Source organism: Pediococcus sp., assembly GCF_003533255.1.
GTDB lineage: Bacteria > Bacillota > Bacilli > Lactobacillales > Lactobacillaceae > Pediococcus > Pediococcus parvulus.
The window spans coordinates 49698-67944 of record NZ_DOEM01000035.1; the positions used below are offsets into that span (position 1 = coordinate 49698).

Annotated in this window: 14 protein-coding genes and 1 tRNA gene; 1 reads left to right on the top strand and 14 read right to left on the bottom strand. The window is 39.7% G+C overall.

The window, feature by feature from the left end; translation table 11 throughout:
• Window positions 1-59: 59 nt before the first annotated feature.
• The 12 genes from DD627_RS08425 to DD627_RS08480 all read right to left on the bottom strand — a co-directional run bounded on the left by DD627_RS08425 (window position 60) and on the right by DD627_RS08480 (window position 15411).
• Window positions 60-431: a DUF956 family protein gene (locus DD627_RS08425; RefSeq protein WP_057784543.1), complete on the bottom strand. Its 372-nt coding sequence runs from the start codon at window positions 429-431 to the stop codon at window positions 60-62.
• A gap of 197 nt (window positions 432-628) precedes the next feature.
• Window positions 629-1546: a PTS system mannose/fructose/sorbose family transporter subunit IID gene (locus DD627_RS08430; RefSeq protein ID WP_260267853.1), complete on the bottom strand. Its 918-nt coding sequence runs from the start codon at window positions 1544-1546 to the stop codon at window positions 629-631.
• 21 nt (window positions 1547-1567) lie between these two features.
• Window positions 1568-2377 (bottom strand): PTS mannose/fructose/sorbose transporter subunit IIC, encoded by an 810-nt coding sequence (locus tag DD627_RS08435; protein ID WP_260267852.1) that lies wholly within the window; start codon window positions 2375-2377, stop codon window positions 1568-1570.
• Between the two features lie 27 nt (window positions 2378-2404).
• Window positions 2405-3382, bottom strand: coding sequence for a mannose/fructose/sorbose PTS transporter subunit IIA (locus DD627_RS08440; RefSeq protein WP_068806240.1), 978 nt, complete (start codon window positions 3380-3382; stop codon window positions 2405-2407).
• Window positions 3383-3645: 263 nt separating this feature from the next.
• Window positions 3646-6579, bottom strand: coding sequence for a sigma-54-dependent transcriptional regulator (locus DD627_RS08445; protein WP_260267851.1), 2934 nt, complete (start codon window positions 6577-6579; stop codon window positions 3646-3648).
• A gap of 220 nt (window positions 6580-6799) precedes the next feature.
• Window positions 6800-6885, bottom strand: a tRNA-Leu gene (locus tag DD627_RS08450).
• Window positions 6886-6955: 70 nt separating this feature from the next.
• Complete coding sequence (locus DD627_RS08455) at window positions 6956-7411, bottom strand: SprT family protein (RefSeq protein WP_057784629.1); 456 nt, start codon at window positions 7409-7411, stop codon at window positions 6956-6958.
• Window positions 7408-9546 (bottom strand): Tex family protein, encoded by a 2139-nt coding sequence (locus DD627_RS08460; RefSeq protein WP_375710194.1) that lies wholly within the window; start codon window positions 9544-9546, stop codon window positions 7408-7410. The genes DD627_RS08455 and DD627_RS08460 overlap by 4 nt, the downstream gene beginning before the upstream one ends.
• Before the next feature lie 184 nt (window positions 9547-9730).
• Entirely contained in the window at window positions 9731-10168 is a 438-nt protein-coding gene (locus tag DD627_RS08465; RefSeq protein ID WP_260274830.1) for a hypothetical protein, read from the bottom strand.
• A 23-nt stretch (window positions 10169-10191) separates the two neighbouring features.
• Window positions 10192-12855: a cation-translocating P-type ATPase gene (locus DD627_RS08470; RefSeq protein WP_260274829.1), complete on the bottom strand. Its 2664-nt coding sequence runs from the start codon at window positions 12853-12855 to the stop codon at window positions 10192-10194.
• A 247-nt stretch (window positions 12856-13102) separates the two neighbouring features.
• The gene (gene nadE, locus DD627_RS08475; protein ID WP_057784633.1) at window positions 13103-13924 is read right to left on the bottom strand and encodes an NAD(+) synthase; all 822 of its coding nucleotides are present in this window, start codon (window positions 13922-13924) and stop codon (window positions 13103-13105) included.
• 14 nt (window positions 13925-13938) lie between these two features.
• Window positions 13939-15411: a nicotinate phosphoribosyltransferase gene (locus DD627_RS08480; protein WP_057784634.1), complete on the bottom strand. Its 1473-nt coding sequence runs from the start codon at window positions 15409-15411 to the stop codon at window positions 13939-13941.
• A 115-nt stretch (window positions 15412-15526) separates the two neighbouring features.
• Between DD627_RS08480 and DD627_RS08485 the strand changes: the two genes are divergently transcribed.
• Window positions 15527-16264 carry a WecB/TagA/CpsF family glycosyltransferase gene (locus DD627_RS08485; RefSeq protein ID WP_260267848.1) on the top strand — a complete coding sequence of 246 codons (738 nt, stop codon included), beginning with the start codon at window positions 15527-15529 and terminating at the stop codon, window positions 16262-16264.
• A 57-nt stretch (window positions 16265-16321) separates the two neighbouring features.
• On the opposite strand, the gene DD627_RS08490 is transcribed toward DD627_RS08485, so the two are convergent.
• Both DD627_RS08490 and nagA read right to left on the bottom strand, forming a co-directional pair.
• Window positions 16322-17023 (bottom strand): GntR family transcriptional regulator, encoded by a 702-nt coding sequence (locus DD627_RS08490; RefSeq protein WP_260274828.1) that lies wholly within the window; start codon window positions 17021-17023, stop codon window positions 16322-16324.
• Between the two features lie 63 nt (window positions 17024-17086).
• Window positions 17087-18232 (bottom strand): N-acetylglucosamine-6-phosphate deacetylase, encoded by a 1146-nt coding sequence (gene nagA, locus DD627_RS08495; protein WP_260274827.1) that lies wholly within the window; start codon window positions 18230-18232, stop codon window positions 17087-17089.
• Between the last annotated feature and the right edge of the window lie 15 nt (window positions 18233-18247).

Consider the following 18247-nt stretch of genomic DNA (forward strand, 5'->3'; position numbering starts at 1 on the left):
AAAATAAGTCCCCTTTTATTTAATCAAACACATTTTGAATGATGTGGTCTACTTAACCTCTACCTGCGACTTTTTCTTGTAAAGAGTCGTTTAATGATATCCCACATACCCAAAGAACGCACAATATGACTGGGATCAATATACTTACGAATAGCACGTAAAACCTTTTTGGGATCCTTTGCGGAAAATGAATAGGTTCCGTTTTTCTTTGTTTTAATGGCAAATCTTGGAATCCATTTACCCTTAAAAATAACCGAAACGATGACGTAATCCACTTCGGCCCACGGAACTTGAACAAATTTCCGAACATCGCGATCATTAAAGAATTCAAATCCGTGATTACCAATCATAATTTTCCCGTAATCGGTCATCCCCAAAAATGAGGTTCCTTCCATAACTAAATCAACTTTTGTATTAATTGATTGTGGCATTTAAATTTACTCCATTTCTTCCTCTTAATGACCATAATTATAAGGCGTTTTGCTAATTTACGCAAAACAATCAATTAACGATCAAAAAACTTAAATTAAAAAAATAAGTAAAATCATTTCTGACTTTACTTATTCAAGATCTTCATTCATATTCTGAATGTTAATCATCAGGTTATATCTGTTAAACTAATTTAATTTTACATTAAACCAATAATATGGAATACAACACCGACAACGAATAATCCAAGAATAACAACCAATGGAGAAACTTTCTTCTTTAATAACCACATACATAAGAATGTTAGCAAAACTGCGGCTAATCCTGGAATCAAAAGATCCAAGTTATCTTGCAAAGTAGTCACTTTATCAATTGTTAAGGACCGACCAGCGGCTTGTTGAATCAAAGCTTCTTTGACTCCAGCAAATCCGGATGGAAGATGACTCCAGTCAATATAAGCACCTTTAGCCTGTTTAACTGTTGAGACAACGGGCGTGAACTTAACCACAACCCACCGGTTAATTAAGGCACCAATGACAAACATACCAACAATGGAAGCTACTTTGGTAACATTTTGTAAAAGACCACCAGATAAATCTTTAGTGATTTCACTACCTGCACGATAACCAAACTCTTGTGTGTACCACATGAAGCCCATACGAATGACGTTCCATACAACGAAATACAAGATAGGTCCCATAATATTGCCACCCATTGCAAGTGAAGCTGCAACGGCACCAATAATTGGTTTTACAGTGTACCAGAACACAGGATCTCCGATACCAGCAAAGGGTCCCATCATACCAACTTTAACGTTTTGAATGGTTGCATCATCAATTGGTGCACCATTTGCACGATCCTCTTCAAGAGCCATCGTAACACCGATGATTGGTGAAGCTAAATATGGATGAGTGTTAAAGAATACTAAATGACGTTTTAATGCTGCTGAACGTTCTTCTTTTGTTTTATATAAGCGCTTGATCATTGGGATTAGTGAGTAACACCAACCACCATTTTGCATACGTTCATAGTTCCAAGAACCTTGAATGAAGGTCTGACGCAACCAGATCGAAATGTGATCTCTACGTGTTAATTTTAATTGTTTATTATCAGCCATTTTGTGTTATCCTCCTTTTCCCTAATAGTGATCTATGATATCGCCGACTGGATCACCAGTGTTTGAACCACCGCCGTTATTGTTAGAACCACCTTGTTGAGAAAGTGATAAGTAGATAAGAGCAAGTGACAAACCAATAGCACCAAGAGCAATGAGAGTTAATTCACTAATGGTTGCTAAAACAAATCCAATGGCAAAGAATGGCCATACTTCACGAGTTGCAATCATGTTGATAACCATAGCATAACCTACGGCAACAACCATACCACCACCAATTGCCAAACCATCTGTCAACCAACTTGGCATTGCATCTAGCATTCCTTTAACGGGACCAGCACCAACGGCTAAGATTAAAGCTGCAGGAATTGCAATACGCACACCTTGCATACATACAGCGAATAATTGCCATCCTTCAACACCGCGAATACTTCCACGTTCTGCAGCAGCATCCATCAAATGAACGACAGCAGTTGCAATGGTACGCACGATAATTGTTAATAATAAGCCGGCAACTGAAAGTGGAATAGCAATAGCAATAGCAGATGGAACTCCGGCTCTGCCTTGGCCACCAAGAACTAAAATAATTGCAGAAGCAACAGATGCTAAAGCAGCATCAGGCGCAACAGCAGCACCGATATTTGCCCAACCTAAAGCGATCATTTCAAGTGATCCACCTAAGATCATGCATGGAACTAAGTTACCTGTTACTAAACCAATTAAGGTACATGCAATAACTGGTTGATGAAAATGAAATTCATCCAAAATTCCTTCCATACCAGCTAGAAATGATACAAAAATCACTAATATCACTTGAATAGCATTTAATGTCATGATTATTCCTCCGTTTTTTCTTGAATATTAAGCTTTCTTCTGTTTGTTTAACTCACTTTGTGCTTTTTGAAGAATATCTTCCATGTTACCCTTTGAATCAGTTGGGACTTTACGAACATCGAAGTCGACGCCGTCTTTTTTCAACTTAGCAAAGGTATCAATATCATTTTGATCAAAAGCCAAAACTGTATTTGGTTGAACTTTACCAACTGAATGTGACATTGAACCAATATTCAATGTCTTCAAAGGTACGCCACCCTCAATTGCTCTAAGGGCATCTTGAGGTGTTTCAAAAAGTAACAAGGCACGTTGGCCACCAAAATGTTTGTCATCTTTTGCCAATTTAATCATTTGATCAATTGGCACAACATGAGCTTTAACACCAGATGGTGCAGCCTGTTGGATCATACTCTTACGCAAATCATCGTGGGCAACGTTATCCGAAACGACGATAATTCGAGTAGGGTTGGTAGTCTTTGTCCAAGCTGTTGCGACCTGACCATGTAACAAACGTGAATCGATACGTGCTAAAACGTACTCAAGTTTACCAGGTGCTCCTGCATTTGATGGTTGTGCGGAAGCTGCAGCAGCCTTTTCTTTAGGCTGTAATTCTTCTGGACGAACTTTAACGCCTTCAACACCTGTTTCGATAATGTGTGCTGCAATATCACGGGCACTATCCATAGACATTCTTGAAGCATATGCCTCAATTAACATTGGTAAGTTCAATCCGGCAACAATCGCCCATTTGTCTTTGTGAGCTTCAAACAAGTTATTTACTTGATTGAAAGGTGTTCCACCCCAGAGATCAACTAAGAACAATACCTCATCTTGGTTTTCGAAAGAAGCAATTGCCTCTTCCAATTTTCCTTTAATATCATCGGGTCCTTCGCTGGGTTTTAATGTAACGGCCTTAACATCCTTTTGTTCTCCGAAAATCATTGAACCGGATTGTAAGATCCCATTGGCGAATTCACCATGACTAGCAATGATAATCCCTACCATTTTTATACCTCCTATTATGATTGTTACAGTAAACAAAAATATAACGAATAATTTCTTAATAACCTGTAACTAAATTTATCTGTTGGACAGACATTGACACTTAAGTACAAGACCATCATTATTTGCACTCACTTATATATAAGCAAAAACCGTGCCAAGATACACTAGATGAAAACGCCTACTTTAAAGCAATTAAAAATAACACACAAGATTGATACACTACTTATGTATCAATCTTGTGTGTTATTTAGTCCGTTAACCATCTATTTTCGGGCTAGCGTTGCATTTCCAGAAACAGGCTGATCCGGATTTTCTTCCTTAGTCTGCCAAGTTTCTAGAAGTTTAACAATGTAGTAAACTTCCTCAACTGGTAAATCAATCCGAATTCTCCGAAGATGGCTCTCATTAACGGCTTCAACCGCTGGATACCATTCAGATTTACTCAATTTTTCCAATTCTGCTTTTGGCGCGGAAATTTCCCCTTTGGTAACGGTTCGTTCAATCGCACCAGCGATATGCATGATCAGATTGATTTTAAAAGATTCGTTAAATTTCTTTTGTGTGTCACTTTGTAGCTGATCAATGTATTGCCACAGAACATCCGTAATTTTGTGGGGATTAATAAAAGTATAAAATTCGTCCAAATATTGCCAACAAAGTTCTTTAGTCAACTTTACGTCTTGATGATCTTCAATTGATTGAATTGAGTCCCGTTCAACCACTTTATTAATGAAGGCCTTACCGCCACCTTGAAGAACTTTTTGTAATGGCATAAATGGTACCTGAATATTAGGATGGGTAATCCCAGTGGTTGCAATCACCTGATACTTAGCTTGGATTTTTTTCAGATGATGATCCATTCCAACCAACGAAATTGGGATCACCTTAATATCATCAATCAAATTTTCAACCAATAATTGATCTAAAATGTTTTTGATCTTTTTTGCTGTCCCTTCACCAGTTGAACAAATTGCCACAATTGCTTTAGGTTGCATAGTTCCCGGCACAGGTTTTTCCGATAAATCAACGTGTTTTTCTTTCTGTTCTGTAGAAACATTAATCCGTGAGTAACCATGAAATTCACGCAACTCTGAATAAATCGCCGCCAAATCGGTATCAATAAAGGATGCCTTGCGCGCAGCTTCCAAGACCATGGCTGTGGTCACCATATCAATCACTTTGACTGGAATATGGGTTTCATCGGTAATCTTATTTCCAAACGTGCTTAGCGAACCCATATCAACTAAAAGCAACACACCGTTACCCTCATCTGCTCGTTTGACACAGTCCACAATTTCTTTATAGGCTGTTTGGGGCTCCATATCTAATGGCATATCGAATGATTGAACGGAGTTATCCGATAATAATTGGGAAACAACCTGAACCATGGAAGTCGCCGTGCTGCTTCCATGTGCTGCAACGACAATGCCCACCTTACCAGAAGTTGGTGCAATTTTTAAAGATACCAATAGAATTGCCAAATAATAACTTTCCGACTCTGGAATTGGGACATTGTACCGATTTTCTAACTGCGTTTTAATTTCTTGAGCTACTTTCATTTCATTTGGATAATCCTCCACCATCGCGACCAAATCTTTACTCATGGTCCGCATCGGCTTCCCAGACTGAATCCGTTTAATGAAGGAACTAATATGCAAGCTCATGGCATAAAGGAAATTATCGCGAAAACGATAGTTCAATTCCTTTTCAATCTTAGTCTGGATCTCTTTTGTGAAGTCAATGATATTTTGGTCCACAATTTCGGCCAATTTAGCTTCTGCCCGCATATCATCTTCATCCGGTGAAAATGTTTTTAAATGAAGATTAATATCCGTTTTAATAAAATGATTAATGTGATCCTGATCTAAGCCTTGCTGCCGCAGTAATGTGGCTTTATCTCCAATAATTTCATATAAATTATACGGTAATTCATAACTATCGTTCCGGTTGGTCAAAACGTGTGTATCAGAATCCGGTTGAATCGTCATGTAAGGTTCCAATAATTTAGAAATCTCACCAGAGTCACGACGATTAGCAGCTAAATGAACTAAACCGTCCTTAATATTCGGTGGTAAATCGTCCACCGAAATCATGATTTCACCCTTATTCTCAATATTATTCAAAAATCCACGCGCACAAACCAACTGAATATTAGACTTTAACTGACCCACGTTTCCATAAGTGACACTGCCCAACAAGGACTGTACAACATCTTCCGTTAAAGTAATTTGTTTGTGTGTCCGATTGGCTTCAATACTTAATAAAGCCTTCAAAAGTTCAATTCGTTCCTTTGCACTTCGCTTGTTAAATGCTGGTAACTGAATTGTAATCGGAATTCGACGAACAAACGTCTTTAGAAGCGAGCTTTCAGGATCTTCAGTTGTGGCACAAACTAACCGCACATTTGCATGATGTATCTTTGAAGTTTCGCCAAGTTTGCTGTAGGTTCCGTGATCCATGAAATAAAAAATCATTTCTTGACCTTCAGGTGGCAACCGGTGAACTTCATCTAAGAAAAGCATCCCGTTATCTGCCTCTTGAATCAAGCCGTCTTTATCTTCATTAGCGCCGGTAAACGCGCCCTTCACATAACCGAATAAATGCGACATTAATAACTCTGGATTATGTGAATAGTCAGCACAGTTAAACGTAATTAACTCATCTGTTTTTTTAATCAGCTGCTGTTGTTTGGCAAATTCAAACATAGCATTCGCAAAATAAGTTTTCCCAGAACCGGTTGGACCAATCACTAATGTATTCAAACCACGCGGGGGGTATAAAATGGCTGCCTTAGCCTGCTCAATTTGGTTGTGCATACTGGAACTGTTGCCAATCATGTGTTCAAACACATCGCTAATTTCATTAATGGGGTGTATTGTTTGCTCTGAAATTTCACGCTTTTCAAGGCCACTATGAATGCGCCGTTTTCCTTCTGCCAAAGGAGAGGTTACAACTTCTTTGACCCCAGCTTGATTTTCTTCCACTAAACGACAGTATCGTACTGGTCGTCCAGAAATCTTGGTCAGTTTGTTTTCACGAACCAGCTGATTTAATTCCTTGCTCACATTAGAACGAATTAAATCCAACGCATTGGCAACTTCCTCAGTTGTTACAGCGGCACCCTCGCTCAATTCTGTTACCGTACTACCAGTTGTTTTTTCTGAAACAAATTCATAAATTCGATCTTTTCTTTTCATATGATGACCCTCATCTTTTGATACTGTGTTGATACACTTGCACAAGACAGTATCAGTTTAGCATACTGTGTCAATTAATACAGAAATTAACCTTTTCAAGATTTATAACGCTTACTTAACCAATCTTACGACACAAAGTTAATTTTTAAATTTTGTGTATTCCTATTTTTGGCGAGAAAAAAAGTAAGGAATAAATTCCTTACCTTTTTAAAACCTATTATGCACCCAAGAAGATTCGAACTTCCACCGGGAGAACTCCCGACAAGATCCTTAATCTTGCGCGTCTGCCAATTCCGCCATGGGTGCAACAAAACTATTACCTAAACTATATTAGCAAAAAACGGTAATAGTTACAACCTTTTTCCTTAAAATCACGTTAACTTGCTTGAACAAGTTGCAATCTACCCCCACATTTTCCACACCGATATTTTTTCAAATCAATGTGTCGTTGACGCGGATAACGAAGACCACATTGCTGACAAACATAAATCAATCGGACTTTCTTTCGGCTTTTTACAGGGCTTGCTGGAGCGAAACGCGAGCCACCGACCTGCCGCAATAAGTGCCTAAACGTAGCATCCCGATGCTGATAGCCTTGATGCGTCAGGTGCAAATGATAGTGGCACAATTCATGTTTTATAATGCCAATTAAAGTCGGTAAATCATGTTCTGATAACATCCGAGGATTAATATCAATGTTGTGGGTCTGTAACTGATAACGACCACCTGTAGTGCGCAAACGTGAATTAAAGTAGGCTTCATGCGTAAATTTTCGGTGAAAATCAGTTTCTGAAACTTCTTCCACTAATTTTTGTAATTCATAATCTGTCATTTACTTGTTGCGTCAGCCGGATCTAACATGGTGAGTTGAATTCGATGTCGGTCTAAATCAACACTTTCAACCCAAACGGTGACGACATCACCAACTGAAACAGCTTCACCTGGATTCTTAATAAATTTCTTGGTTAACTTAGATACATGAACTAGCCCATCTTGTTTAACCCCGATATCGACAAAGGCCCCAAAATCAACCACATTTCGAACCGTCCCTTGCAGTTTCATCCCTACCTTTAAATCCTCTAAAGTAAGCACGTCGCTTCTCAACAGCGGAGCAGGCATACCATCGCGCAAGTCGCGCCCTGGTTTTTCTAATCCGGCAATAATATCTTGAAGGGTTTCGACACCAATCTCTAAGTCAGCTGCTGTTTGGTTAAGATCTAACTGTTTAAATGCTTGTGCAGCTTCTGGAGTCCCAATCTGATCCAAACTTAACCCAACTTCAGTTAATAACTTTTTAGCAGCCTTGTAGCTTTCTGGATGAATGTCTGTATTATCAAGCGCATTTTTCCCCTGAACAATTCTTAAGAAACCAACTGATTGTTCATAAGCTTTCGGTCCCAAACGAGGGACTTTCTTTAATTGATTTCGAGCTTCATAACTGCCGTTTTCATCACGCCAGTTCACAATATTTTGGGCAGTTGTTTTGGTCAAACCAGAAATGTGTTCCAACAATTGAGGACTGGCTGTGTTTAAGTTGACCCCCACTTGGTTGACGGCCGTTTCAATCACTGTATCTAATTGACTGGTTAATTCTTTTTGGGGCACGTCATGTTGATACTGACCAACCCCAACTGCCTTAGGGTCAATTTTAATTAATTCCGCAAGGGGATCCTGAAGACGTCGCCCGATACTAATGGCGCTTCGTTCCTCAACATGTAATTCAGGAAAGGCATCCCGAGCAGCCTTACTTGCTGAATAAACTGATGCTCCAGCTTCGTTTACAATCACATAATAAATCTTCCGATCAATCGTTTTTAATACTGACGAAACGAATTCTTCAGATTCACGACTAGCTGTTCCGTTTCCAATGGCAATCATCTCAACGTGGTAGTCTTCCAAAAATTGTTTGAATTCTCCAGCAGCCGCCTGCCGTTTAGTTTGTGAGGCAGGTTTATGCGGATAAATCACCTTTTTCGCTAAGAACTTCCCGTTAGGATCCATGATAGCTAACTTACAGCCTGTTCGGTAAGCAGGATCAAATCCCAAAACCACTTTTCCTTTAATTGGTGCTTGCATCAACAAATGGTACAAGTTCTCGCCAAACACGTTGATTGCCTGTGTATTAGCTTCTTCACTTAATTCATTTCGGAGTTCACGCTCTATTGCGGGGCCGATAAACCGCTTGTAAGCATCCTCATAAGCATCTTGAAGTTGCGTCACTGCCGGCCCTTCATGACTGCCAATAATCCGAAAATGTAAATACCGCATGATAGCGGCTTCATCAACTTTAATTTGGGCTTTTAAAACGCCCTCTTTTTCGCCTCGGTTAATGGCTAAAACACGGTGTGACACCATATTAGAAAGAGATTCATCAAATTCATAATAAAGTTGATAAACGCCTTCTTCATCTTTTTCTTTTCCCTTAGATTTCACTTGAGAAACAAAGCGGCCATTTTTACGGGTGTAATTTCGAATCCAATCTCGGAATCCAGCACTATCACCAAAAGCTTCCGCTAAAATTTCATGGGCACCGGAAAAAACATCTTCAACAGTTGTGACCTTTTTGTCGGCATTAATGAATTCACTGGCCTTAGCTGTCAAATCACTCTGAGGAAAGGTCATCAGCCAAAAAGCAAATGGTTCAAGTCCTTTCTCCTTGGCAATCGTCGCTTTTGTCCGGCGCTTTTGCTTGTATGGTAAATACAGATCTTCCACCGTTTGTAATTTATCTGCTGATTTAATTTGCTTTTCTAAATCTGGTGTCAATTTACCCTGTTCAGAAATGAGTTTTAAAACATCATCCCTTCGTTTTTCTAGCGTTTCTGCTTTATTATAGCTTGTCTGAATTTGACGAATCTGGACTTCATCTAAACTGCCCGTTCGCTCTTTTCGATAGCGCGCAATAAAAGGAACTGTATCGCCCTCATCCAAAAGATTCAATGCTGCATGAATCTGTTTTGGCCGCATATCTGATAGTTGTTTTTCAACAATTTTTACAATTCGATCTTCCAAAAAATTCACTCCAAACTAATCATTTCGTTCTCAACAACACATAGTAATAAGTATAGCATACAGGCCCATTCATTCTATTTTCCATTTTCACTATACAAAAAAACTAGGAATTTATTTTTCCTAGTTTTTGTTGGTTATTTTAGCCCATCATCATTGCCATAATACGATCAAAGGCTTTTGAAACGGCATCCATATCCTTATCCTGAGCCTGTTCTGCTTTACTAAACTGCTCAGAATCAATCTTTTTATTTGCTTCATCAATGCTAGTTAGCATTAATTCACAATCCTGGGCATACGTCTCATAAGCACTAGTTAACTGCTTATGGCGTCCTAAAATTTGAACTGGTGGTTTTGCTTTTTTTAAAGTTTCGACATTTTGCTTATACAGATCAACTGCTTTTTTGAAAATGGTGACAATCTCATGTAGGTCACGATCACTTAAAGGATCAATTCCCTTTAAAGCTAATGTTTTCTTGAAATCTTGAAAATGAGGATCAACCTCTTCACCCATTTGTTCAGACGATTCCATTACCCGATTGAGCAAATTAGCATACCCTTGCGGATTACTTTTACGCATTTTAATATCTCCAATTCTAATTATTAGCGAGCTGCAAATCTTCGTTGGAACCATTTCACGATTTCAACAATTACAATAATTGATAATGAAGCACCACCAACAATTGCCCACTGGTGCAGATCCAAATGACTCACGTGGAAAATATCATTCAAACCAGGAACCACTATGGTAGCGGCCAACAATATAAACGATACCACAATTGACCAATTAAAGAATTTATTTTTCAAAGTAGTTGCACTAAAAATTGAGCCATGAATGGATTTTGAGTTAAAGGCATGGAACAACTGAATTAACCCTAATGTTGCAAATGCCATGGTCAACGCATCTGCATGTGCCTGAGCATAAGAAGCATGCACCGGATACAAGATGGCAAGACCATAAACTGTCAAGGTAATCAGTCCTTCTAACAGTCCTTGATAAATCACATTACTTGCGACCCCACCAGACAAGAAGTTGCTTGCTCTTCCTCGCGGCTTTCGTTTCATCACATTCTTTTCTGCGGGTTCCAATCCCAACGCAATTGCTGGGAAGGTATCAGTTACTAAATTAATCCATAAAATGTGAACTGGCGCAAGAATTTGCCAACCCATCATTGTCATGACAAACAACGTCAAAACTTCACCCAAGTTTGCAGACAAGAGATACTGAATTGCTTTTTGAATATTGGCAAACACTTTTCGTCCTTCTTCAACTGCCACCACAATTGTTGAGAAGTTGTCATCTGCCAAAATCATATCACTGGCACCTTTTGAAACTTCGGTACCTGTTATCCCCATGGCAACCCCAATATCAGCCTGCTTAAGGGAAGGCGCATCATTCACACCATCTCCGGTCATCGCCACAACTTTGCCTTGTTTTTGCCAAGCATTTACAATTCGTACTTTGTGTTCAGGGGCCACACGCGCATAAACCGAATACTGGTTAACTTTTTTAGCAAAGGTTTTATCATCCATTTCATCCAATTCAGTTCCAGATATAACTGCTTGATCATCGCCTTCTTCAATAATACCCAAACGTTTGGCAATTGCCGCCGCAGTATCGCGATGATCACCTGTAATCATTAATGGGCGAATTCCAGCCTGTTTAGCTTCTTCCACAGCCTGTGCTACTTCAGGACGTTCGGGATCAATCATCCCGATTAGGCCAGCAAAAATTAATTCTTGTTCGACCACTTCAGACGCCAAGGTTGCTGGGATTTCATCCACAATTTGATATGCAAATCCCAGCACTCTAATCGCCTGGGTTGCCAATTTATGGTTTGTGTCCAAAACAAGTTTACGCTCGGCGTCATCCATTGATTTGATTTCTTCGCCCTCTTCAAACAATGTTGTTCGTTGTAGTAATTCATCTGGGGCACCCTTGACCGTTTGTAAAAATCGTCCATCTTCCAATTGATTATATGTGGACATCAATTTACGTTCAGAATCAAATGGGACTTCGGCAACTCTTTTTTCTGAGCTAATTAATTTTTCGACATTTTCATGTTTATCCAAATTAAATTGAATTAAAGCCGTTTCGGTAGGATCACCAATCAAACCTTCTTTAGTTTGTTTGGTATCATTATTTAACACCATTAACTCAAACAAATGGTTGTAAGGATAATCTTTTGGATCGACATCCGCGGTGTCTTTCAATTGATTATTCACAAAAACTTTTTCAACAGTCATTTTGTTTTGGGTCAACGTTCCCGTTTTATCAGACGCAATGATTTGGGTCCCACCCAAAGTCTCAACGGCTGGTAATTTTCGAATGATTGCATGTCGTTTGGCCATTCGTTGCGTACCTAATGCTAAGGTAATCGTGACAATGGCTGGCAAGCCTTCAGGAATAGCAGCAACGGCTAAAGAAATTGCCGTCAGCAACATATTAATTAGGCTTTCGTTTCCCCGAATCATCCCCACCACGAAAACAATGGCTGCAATCACTAAAATTAAACCAGTTAAAACTTTACTCAGCTGCGTTAAATTGTGCTGCAGCGGGGTTGTCGTTTCTTCGGCATTGTTGATCATATCTGCAATTTGGCCAACTTCAGTATGCATCCCAGTACCAACAACCACGCCACTACCACGACCGTACGTGACATTACTATTCATGAAGGCCATGTTAGTTTGATCACCGATTGGCAACTTACTATCCTTTAAAGCTGCAATTTGTTTTTCAACTGGGACAGACTCACCAGTTAAGGCGGCTTCTTCCATTTTTAAACCAGCAGACTCAATTAAACGCAAATCGGCAGGAATAATATCGCCAGCTTCCAGCAAAACAATATCGCCAGGAACCACATCTTCGCTCTTGATAGTTTCTACTTTTCCGTTTCGTTTAACATGAGCTTGAGGCGCGGAAAGTTCCTTTAAGGCCGCAATTGCCTCTTCAGCTTTTGTTTCCTGAAAAACACCAAAAATCGCATTCAGCACAACCACCAGTAAAATGATGATGGCGTCAACGCCTTCACCCACAAACACGGATACTATGGCCGCCGCAATCAATACAATGATCATTAAATCTTTAAACTGAGCGATGAACTTTTGTAAGAGACTTGTATTTTTCTTAGTCTCTAACTGATTAGCGCCGTGCTTGGTTAAACTTTCTTGGACTTGTGCATCGGTCAATCCTTCTGGAGAACTGCCTTGAGCTTTCAGCACATCTTCCACGCTCTGGTTGTAGTAATTAACTTTTGTAGCTTTCATGTGTTCCTCCTTATTTTTCGACACACAGGGGCTTTTTAAAAAAAGAGACCCGTGCATGTCCACACTAAAATGCGAACATCCACGAGTCTCACTTTTTCAGGCAATACCAGATTTAATCTTGTTGACGACATTGCCGCAGAAATAACTGCTAGTTACTCCCTCATGTTTTGTTGTTAATTTATTATAACTATAAGCAAACCTAATAGCAAGTGATTTTGCTTTTTATTTTTCTTGGCACCTCAATCTTCTAGAATTTATCGTAAACAGTATATGGTAAATGACGTTTGTGCGCCGTTTTTTGATACCAACTTTCGATTTTTTCCGCAGCCTTAGTTTCGATTTCATGCCCCTCTAGATAATTATCAATATCATCGTAAGTCACGCCAAGCGCTACTTCATCAGGCAAGGCCGGACGATTATCTTCCAAATCAGCCGTTGGAACCTTTTCGTATAAGTGTTTTGGCGCATTCAACTCTTCTAAAAGTGCCTTGCCTTGACGCTTATCTAACCGCCAAATTGGAGTAACATCTGCACCACCGTCACCGAACTTGGTATAAAAGCCCGTCACCGATTCAGCGGCGTGATCCGTACCAAGCACGATGCCATTATTAGCACCAGCAATTCCGTACTGAGCAATCATGCGTTCTCGGGCCTTGATATTTCCCTTGTTAAAATCACTAATCTTCAAATCATTAGCTTCAAGTGCCTGTACCATTGCGTCAGCAGCTGGTTTGATGTCGACCCGTTTAACTTGATCAGCTTGTATATATTCGATCGCCGCCATTGCATCCGATTCATCAGCTTGCACGCCATATGGCAAACGGACTGCGATAAACTGGTAATCTTGGTCGCCAGTTTCTTCACGCATTTCAGTAATGGCCATCTGCCCTAGTTTACCGGTTAATGTTGAGTCCTGACCCCCGGAAATGCCTAGCACAAAGCTTTTGATAAAGGTGTTTTTCTTTAGATACGTTTTTAGGAAATCAACACTACGGCGAATTTCCGTTTTTGGATCAATTTCGGGCGCCACTCTTAAATTTTTGATAATCTCTTGTTGTAATTTTCGCATTGTTGCCATCTCTCTTATTCACTAAATTTTAACGAACTGACGTATTTTCGAACACCATTAATGCTGTTCATCTTATGGTCATAACATTTCTCAGATAAATCAACGGGATAGTCTTGCGGATTCAAATCACGTTTATATTCATCCCATAAGGAATCCAACATCTTGCGAGAGTATTCCTTAACATCTTTCAGTTCTGGAAGTTTATAAACCAGCTTGCCATCTTTAAAAATTTCATGTAACAGTGGGCGTGCATTGAAATCACTCACCGTTTTGTTAATGTACGTATAATTTGGATGGAACATGTAAATTGAAGGTTGCTTTTGCGGATCTTCATCCCAGAGGGTCACGTAATCCCCCTCTGATTTACCATCTGCATTTTTAGAAATTCGCCAAACTTGTTTTTTACCGGGGGTAGAAACTTTTTCCACATTGTTAGATAGTTTAATGGTATCAACCATCTTACCGTCTTCACCCTCGATAGAAACCATCTTGTAAACGGCCCCTAAAGCTGGTTGATCATAAGCGGTAATTAATTTTGTGCCGACACCCCAAACATCAATTTTGGCACCCTGCATTTTTAAGTTTTGAATTGTTTTTTCATCTAAATCATTTGAAGCATAAACTTTGGCATTCGGAAAACCAGCTTCGTCTAATTGCTCGCGTACACGCTTTGATAAGTAAGCCATATCACCACTATCAATTCGAACGCCCAAGAAATTAATCTTATCACCCATTTCTTTGGCTACCCTAATCGCATTGGGTACCCCACTTTTGAGCGTGTCATAGGTATCTACCAAAAACACGCAATCATGATGGGTTTGGGCATATGCTTTAAAAGCATCATAATCGTTACGATAGTACTGAACCAGGGCATGCGCATGGGTTCCGCTGATCGGAATTCCAAAAATTTTACCTGCCCGGACATTACTTGTGGCATCAAAACCGCCGATGTAAGCCGCCCTAGTCCCCCAAATTGCGGCACTCATTTCTTGAGCACGGCGCGTACCAAACTCTAACAAGGCATCGTTACCAACGACGGATTTAATTCGTGACGCTTTAGTGGCTATCAAAGTTTGATAGTTCACAACATTTAAAATGGCGGTTTCAACTAATTGGCAATCAGCTAACGGACCTTCCACTTGCATAATTGGTTCGCCGTTGAAAACTAAATCACCTTCAACAGCGGAACGAATTGTGCCACTAAATTTAAAGTTACGCAAATATTCCAAGAAGTCATCCGGATAATGTTCTGATTCTTTCAAATAAGCCAAATCAGAATCCGTAAAGTGCAACTGTTGGATATACTTCACGACTCTTTCCAAACCAGCAAAAATCGCGTACCCATTTTTAAAAGGCATATCTCGAAAGAAAACTTCAAAAACAGCGTTCTTATTGTGAATTCCTTGTTCCCAGTAAGTTTGAATCATGTTAATTTGATAGGCATCCGTATGTAACGTTAAACTGTCATCCGGATATTTTTTAGTCATGACGATTGTACTCCTCAGTTAGTTAGTGGTTTAATAATATTAACAATAGTTGCACCTATTTTATCATTTTTTCCATGGTGCGTCATTTTCAATAGTCGAAAGGATTGATTTTATTATGAATGACCCATTTCGAAGCGTTAAAATTATGGGGATTCCATTTGCAAATACCACACGTAATCAGTTTATCAATCAACTCCAAACTCGAATTCAAAATCACCAAAATACGTTTGTTGTCACGGCAAATCCGGAAATTGTCATGTATGCAAACCGAAATGAACCCTATCGTAACCTTATCTTAAAATCTGACTATATCTCACCGGATGGAATTGGCATTATTAAAGCCGCAGCAACGCTAAAAACACCGTTACCTGAGCGAATCACGGGATTTGATATTTTTACAGGTCTCCTTAAATGGGCCGATCAAACACAAAAGAAAGTGTATTTTTTAGGAGCTAAACCGCATGTGATCAACCTTTTAACAACCAAATTAGCTGCTAACTTTCCCGGCGTTCAAGTTGTCGGTGCCCGCGATGGTTACTATAAAGACGAATCATTAATTGCAGCTGAGATTAAAGCCCAACAACCCGATATTGTCTTCGTTGCAACTGGTTTTCCCAAGCAAGAGCAGTTTATTGCGAGTCATCGTCACCTCACAAACGGGTTATGGATGGGCGTGGGTGGCAGTTTTGATGTCTTTGTAGGGATTGTTAAACGAGCACCTCAATTTTGGCAAAATCATCATTTAGAATGGTTTTACCGATTAATTACCGAACCCAAACGGCTCAAACGACAAATGATAATTCCTCAATTCATGTGGAAAATTCATCAACTCAAAAAACAAAATAAGCTCTGATACTAAAAATAGTTTGTCATTTTCATTTCGAAAATCGACAAACTATTTTTTGTGTTTTTAACGATTGAGATAAAATTCAAATCGTTCGCCCACATATTGAGTGCGCACATATTCAAATGGTTTCCCATCTTGTAAATACGACACCTGACGTAAACGTAAAATTGCTTCTCCACGTTTTACAGATAGATATTCGGCAATCTTTTCAGAAGCTAGCATTGCCGAAACGGTCTGAGTTGCCCTACCGGGAACTAATCCCGCCTTTTTCTCTAACGTACCATACAATGAACTGGTTACTTCAGCCTTACTGAAATCTTTCACGAGATTTTCTGGTACCGTAGCCGTCTCAAAACAGATAGGCACTTTATCCGCATACCGAATTCGTTCCATCCGCAAAACTAATTCACCATCATTTAGCTCTAACTTTTCGCTTTCACTCATAGAAGGTTGCCCCGCATGGTACGAAATCGTTTTGCTGGAAGGAGTTTTACCTTGCGCAATCATTAAGTCAGTGAAACTGGTCACACCAGACATTTTTTCTTGAACTTTCTGATTAGCTACAAAAGTACCCGAACCCACACGACGCTCCAAAATACCCTCATCAACTAATGTCTGAATGGCTTGTCTAAGTGTCATTCGGCTTACATTGAACTGTTCTGCTAATTCACGTTCTGCTGGAATACGGTCACCAACTGCCCATTTACCAGCCTCGATAGATTTTTTAATTTCATTGTGAATTTGAATATAAATGGGGGATCCCACGATTCCACCTCCTGTAAACGACTATAAGCTTATTATAACGAAAAAATAGCTAGTTTCGGAACTTTATTTTTCAGTATTTGAGAATTCACGGCCATAGCTGTAAGTAGCCAACTTGTTCAGGTTATCATCAAACAAGTTCAAATCCGCATCTTTACCCACTTCAAGAGTTCCCTTACTGTCCAAACCAAATTCGTTAGCCTGGTTGACAGAACTCATCTGTACGGCATCTTCAATACTGCATCCCATAAATTTCATGGCATTCTTGAAGGCATCTGTATATTCCAAAACTGAACCAGCTAAGGTTCCGTCAGCTAAGCGAGCCTGCTTGTCTTTAACATAAACTTTTTGGCCACCTAATTCACTTTCGCCTTCAGGCATTCCTTTAGAACGCATCGAGTCAGTTACCAATTCGATCCGTTCTGGGCCTTTAACTTCGTATGCCAAACGCAACATGTCAGGAACAATATGGAAACCGTCACAAATTAATTCAGCATAGATGTTGTCTTCCAACATTACGTGGCCGGTAACGCCTGGTTCACGATGCTTCCATTCCCGTTGTGCATTGTACAAATGAGTTCCGTGACTCACTTTACTATTTAATAAATCCGCCCGTTTGGCATTACTATGGCCAACAGATGGCACAATTCCATGTGCTAAACAGTAAGATTCAAATTCATCGGTACCCTTATCTTCAGGAGCCATGGTGATTAATTTAACTAACCCATTAGCAGACTTGTTCCACTGTTCCAACAAGTGAACGTCAGGATCTTTAATGTATTGTTCTGGTTGTGCACCTTTGAAAGTAGCTGAAATAAAGGGCCCTTCCAAATGTACCCCTTTAATGACGGGATTGACAGCAGCTGCTTTAGCTACTCCTTTCATCGCATGATCAATGTTTTCGTTCGATTGCGTCATTGTGGTACAGAAGTAAGTGGTAATTCCTTCTGTTTTTGTCATTTTCGTAACCATTTCGTTAATTTGGTCAGCGTCACCATCCATGGCATCAAACCCATAGCCGCCATGACTGTGCACATCAATAAATCCTGGGGTCACAATTGTTTCTGCAGCAAAGTGAATTTCGTCATCTGGCAAGGGACGGAACTCGCTCATTGGCCCAACAGCTTCGATTTGTTTGTTAAACCGAATAAAGCCGTCATCAATTTTCTCTAAACCAGTATAAATCGTGGCGTGTTTCAATACAGTACTCATTAGTTAAAAATCTCC